4 protein-coding genes and 3 pseudogenes are annotated in these 4,591 nt (G+C 52.1%); 5 read left to right on the forward strand and 2 right to left on the reverse strand.

Going from position 1 to position 4,591, the window contains the following annotated elements; all coding sequences use genetic code 11:
• The 3 genes and pseudogenes from ACLJRH_RS25960 to ACLJRH_RS25970 all read left to right on the forward strand — a co-directional run.
• The coding region (locus tag ACLJRH_RS25960; RefSeq protein WP_410958268.1) for a transposase domain-containing protein at positions 1 to 315 on the forward strand (315 nt) is incomplete at its 5' end.
• A 590-nt stretch (positions 316 to 905) separates the two neighbouring features.
• Positions 906 to 1,814 carry a DNA adenine methylase gene (locus ACLJRH_RS25965; RefSeq protein ID WP_410958269.1) on the forward strand — a complete coding sequence of 303 codons (909 nt, stop codon included), beginning with the start codon at positions 906 to 908 and terminating at the stop codon, positions 1,812 to 1,814.
• A 459-nt stretch (positions 1,815 to 2,273) separates the two neighbouring features.
• Positions 2,274 to 2,959 (forward strand): annotated as a pseudogene (locus ACLJRH_RS25970) (IS256 family transposase); the annotation flags it as partial.
• An 84-nt stretch (positions 2,960 to 3,043) separates the two neighbouring features.
• On the opposite strand, the gene ACLJRH_RS25975 reads toward ACLJRH_RS25970, so the two are convergent.
• Together ACLJRH_RS25975 and ACLJRH_RS25980 are read right to left on the reverse strand one after the other, a co-directional pair.
• On the reverse strand, positions 3,044 to 3,379 hold the full coding sequence (locus ACLJRH_RS25975; RefSeq protein ID WP_410958271.1) for a hypothetical protein: 336 nt from the start codon (positions 3,377 to 3,379) through the stop codon (positions 3,044 to 3,046).
• 168 nt (positions 3,380 to 3,547) lie between these two features.
• Positions 3,548 to 4,126 (reverse strand): annotated as a pseudogene (locus ACLJRH_RS25980) (transposase); the annotation flags it as partial.
• Between the two features lie 51 nt (positions 4,127 to 4,177).
• Between ACLJRH_RS25980 and ACLJRH_RS25985 the strand changes: the two are divergent.
• Entirely contained in the window at positions 4,178 to 4,501 is a 324-nt protein-coding gene (locus tag ACLJRH_RS25985; protein ID WP_410958272.1) for a cytoplasmic protein, read from the forward strand.
• Positions 4,494 to 4,591: pseudogene (locus tag ACLJRH_RS25990) on the forward strand (phage integrase family protein); the annotation flags it as partial. The gene ACLJRH_RS25985 and the pseudogene ACLJRH_RS25990, both read left to right, overlap by 8 nt.

Raw genomic sequence — 4,591 nt, forward strand, 5'->3', positions numbered from 1 at the left:
TACTTCCGGCCGGAGCGAGAGTTAGCCGGGTCGGACTTTCACCGACGGAAAGATCGTGCCTTGCAAGGCACACACAACAATGTCTGCGAAAGAACCATCAAAACGGTGGTCATGGGCAGAAAGTCGTGGCTCTTCGCCGGTTCACTGATGGCGGGAGAGCGTGCGGCCCGGATAATGAGTCTGCTGGAAACGGCTAAGCTCAATGGTCTGGAGCCTCATGCGTGGCTGACGGATGTCCTGAACAGGCTGCCGTCATGGCCGGAAGATCGTCTTGAGGAATTGCTGCCACTGCCGGGGTTCATCTTCTCAGCTTAATGGGCATAAATGCTGAGAAGGAAGGGACTGTGACCCACCTGATGACCTGCCTGTCCCCGGCAACTTCCGACGTCAGGACTTACGCGCCTGACACCGAAAACAGCGGGAGCCCGCTCACCACGGGGCTTCAGCGCCGTGAAAAACCCGAGTCAGTACTCGCCGCCCATACAGCCATTCCCCTGGTCAGTACTTCAACGCCCGCCACGAACTCTCTGCTCAGTACCTCAGCATCCGACCGGATTACCCTGGTTCGGTTAACAGGCTGCAATCGCCGCGTCAAGATGAGTTCCCCGGAACCACACGATCCACTGCATTTATAATCATATAATCCGGATGACTGCCCCGAAATGAGACCGTGGAGTGCAGAGCATCCTGCAACACACAGTTAGTCTGTCAGAATGAGTAAATCTGTTTCGGGTTTACTGACTGATTTGTTAATATAAATTGTGAAATCCACTGATTTCCTTATAAAGAACCATACTCAGGTCAAAATCAGGGGCTTCTGTAATTCAGGCAACATTAATATCATATACAGGCGTGAATAATAACAAAAATACAGTCACATAATGTGAATCTGTCTGAACAGGAGAGTGCCGAAAATTAATAAACATACTTTTTCATCTGTCATTCCGGGAGGGGCAACACCCGCTTCACGGTTTGGTGTGATTTCATCTTTTCTGAAATGGGCCGGAGCCAAAACCCGCTGTATGGATCAGTTGCTTAACTCGCTGCCTTCTGAACATGAAGTGGAATGTCTCGTTGAACCCTTTGTCGGTAGCGCATCTGTTTTTCTGAATACCTGTTACCGTCAGTATGTACTGGCGGATAATAATGCGGATCTGATTGATGTTTATCGTTATGCCCGGGATAACACATCCCTGTTGATTAGCCATCTGAAGCAGCTATGGGCTTCAGGACACAATGAAAGCATTTATCAGGAAAATAGAAAAAACTTCAACACACTGGCTCCCGGACCTGAAAAATCAGCACTTTTTATCTGGCTGAACCGGCACGGTTTCAATGGTGTCTGTCGGTACAATAAAAAAGGTCAGTTCAATGTTCCTTATGGTCGTCCCGGTAACTGCAGCCTGCCTGAACATGATATCCTCAATTTTGTCCGTAAAACGGAGCGGTGCCATATCACTTTTTTCCATGCAGATTTTGAAGAGACTCTGAAGGTCGTGACGGAGGGGATGTTTTCCTCACTCCGGTGTGCCATATACTGTGATCCACCTTACCTGCCACTTAATGCCACTTCCGGTTTTACTGCCTATACAGGGGAAAAGTTCCCGCTTCAGAGCCATCTTCAACTGGCCGATATGCTGACCAGAATACATTCCCGTACAGGAACATCTGTCGTTGTGTCAGCCAGCGATACATCACAGAGCCGGGAGATCTACCATGCCTTTACGCTTAAGGAACTGAATGTCCGCCGCTCAGTTTCAGCTAGCCATCGCTCCCGGATTAACGTTCCGGAGATAATCTGTACCCTGCCATAACCCGGCTTTATACCTGCAGTACGTTATTTTGTCAGCGCCAATAATATAAGGCAGTAACAGGGACTTTTTTGAAGTTCGGGGTTGACTCCCGATATCTGTCTGTATGAGAGTTAACAGCTATTTTAAATAGTGGTTGAAAGAACCATCTGGAGGTCATATGTTGAAACGGGTTATTGCTTATACCGTAGTTGGTGGGACGTTTTTTATTATGGGATGTAATGTGGCTCTGGCCTGGAATCCGTGGGGGCCGATTTTTCCCTGATAAACGATAAGCGGAATGTGTATTACCGGGACAGGGCATTCTGAGTTATCGGGTATTTTCCGTATATAAATTTCTGCAAAAGCCAGTGGCGGCATTACTGAATGCACTGGCTTTTTCTGTACCTGCGCATCTCACGGTATTAACCGTGAGATGGGGGCAATATGGCTGAAAAGAAAGGACTCAGGAATTTCATGTCAAAAAATACTGAGTACAACACCCGGCCCGGTACGCTGGAGCTGCGTAGTCCGAAGTTGCGTGAAGGCTCATACTTCCCGTCCTTCCCCGAAGCCTGCCGCCTGTCGGAGAAAGCGCTGAATGCGGTTATCCAGGAAGCGTGGATAAATGGCGTCTCCACCCGCAAGGTGGATGCCCTGATACAGTCGATGGGGATGTGCAGCATCTCCCGCAGCCAGGCATTATCCATCTGTCGGAGCATCGATGAGCGCGTACAGGCCTTCCTGCACCGTCCGCTGGAGGGTGAATGGCCCTGGCTGTGGCCTGATGTTATTTATGTGAAAGTGCGCAGGAACAGCCGGGTGGTCAGTATGGCCAGGATAATCGCCTGCGCGGTTAACCTGGACGGACGCCGGGGGATCATCGGAATGGACATCGGCGAGTCAGAAGCCAAAGCTTCTGGCTGGCCTTCCTGCTGAGCCTTAAGGAGCGCGGTCTGGGGGGTATGAAACCGGTCATCTCCGACTCACACTGTGGTCCGAACGCAGCGATACAGCAGGTGTTCTCTGCCAGCTGGCAGCGCTGCCGGATCCACTTCATGCGCAACGTACTGAGCCGCGTCAGCAGGGCGAACCAGTCGGTGGTACGTGCGGCACTGCAACAGGTGTTCGTGCAGACCGACGAGAAAAGCGCCCATACCACCTGGCAAAGCTGCCACTCAGCGCATAACAGGCATATTACCGGACCGGAAAGCTGGAACTGAATTTACACCAACCTGACGAACTCAACCCGTTCATGCGGTTGCCCTGCCTGGTGCCCCTGTTCTAATTGTACTGTTTAATCCTTCGGTTTTGCGCAGTTCCATGTGGATTTCAGCCCAGTCAGGATCCTCAAGCTCGCCGGGACGGCTGTCGGACTCCGGATACAGCAGGCTGGCGAGTCTGCTCTCCGACATTCCCTCAGGCAATGGCCAGGAGACCCCGACAGCATCAAGACGTTTGAGCATTTTCTGGATAGCACCGGTACTGACGTCGGCGCACTGACTGATCTGACGGAAGGAGAGTCCGGCCTCAAAACGCAGTCTTAAAATATCTCGAATTTTACGCATGTTGATTCTCTTGTTCGGCATATCTCTCTCCTGTGGATTAAAGAGAAAGAGATAGCATGAAAAATCAATGCGTTAAGAAAGATTCTGGAAACGTGAACAGCGATTCTGGTCAGATGAACACCGATTCTTGCAAAATGGCATCTGAATCGATCAATGTTTGGCGGCGTTTTTCAAGACAGTTGTCGTTTTTTATGCTGCCCGGCGTTCATTCTCCGGGTTAAGTGCCACTATCTCTATCGGTGTCCAGTTACGAGTTTTCCCTGACCAGCGCTCAGGATGTAGACATCGCGCTGTTTCGTAGACAACTTTTCGCTGTTTGAGCAGCGTTTTATCCAGCCCCAGATGTCTTTGCTCAGGTGTGACGAACTTAATCCCACTATGTCGATGCTGAGTGTTGTACCAGCGGATGAAGCTGTGCACCCACTCTCGCGCTTTACTTATATCGGTAAAGCCATCTGCTGGCCATTCAGGGCAGTGTTTCAGCGTACGGAACTGCGACTCCGAGTAGGGGTTATCATTGCTGACCCTCGGTCTGCTGAATGATGAGCAGACCCCGAGTTCGTACATTTTGGCCAGCATGGTGAAGCTCTTCATCGGTGCCCCATTGTCTGAGTGCAGGATCAACCCATTGTTCCTGCAGTTCTCCACGATAACGGCCCGCTGTAACAGGGCCGCTGCATACTCACCGCGCTCAACTTCCCGCACTTCTGCAGCCACGATTTTGCGGCTGTATACATCCATGATCATGTACAGATAATAGCTGCCGCCGGGGAACCACGCGCTCCTGCCGGACAGGCCGATCCTGAAGAGGAGAAGTGAATGAGGATTTCAGAACAGATACTGGCAGGCAGCCTGAAACAGGGAGGCTGTATCCGGAGCTTCTGGCGCCGCTCCGCCAGACTGGCAGGCTCTCCTCCCCCCGGTGTACCGGATGGCCTGGTGCTGGAAACCCCGGGGGTACAGGGCGACACGCCGCTCAGCCATGTGGATTTTGCGGTGGTGGCGAAAAGTCTGGACTGCGTGGAGACCTGGACACAGACAGTCGGGGGGACGGAATTTGGCGGGGCGGTCTGGCGGCTGGCTCAGGAATATCATGTTACCACCGGGCACCCTGTTCAGGGGGACGGAGACCGGGATGAATGATCTACCGGCGCTTCCCGGTCAGGGGGGCACCTTTCCTGCTGCGCAACTGCCGGTGGCCATTGACTACCCGGCTGCGCTGGCATTACGCCA

Origin of the sequence: Salmonella sp. SAL04162 (genome assembly GCF_046551535.1) — a bacterium.
GTDB classification, from domain to species: domain Bacteria; phylum Pseudomonadota; class Gammaproteobacteria; order Enterobacterales; family Enterobacteriaceae; genus Salmonella; species Salmonella enterica.

Coding starts and splice junctions, on each gene's coding strand:
- ACLJRH_RS25975 (WP_410958271.1), bottom strand. CDS start 3,379: ATGCCGAACAAGAGAATCAACATGCGTAAAATTCGAGATATTTTAAGA.
- ACLJRH_RS25985 (WP_410958272.1), top strand. CDS start 4,178: ATGAGGATTTCAGAACAGATACTGGCAGGCAGCCTGAAACAGGGAGGC.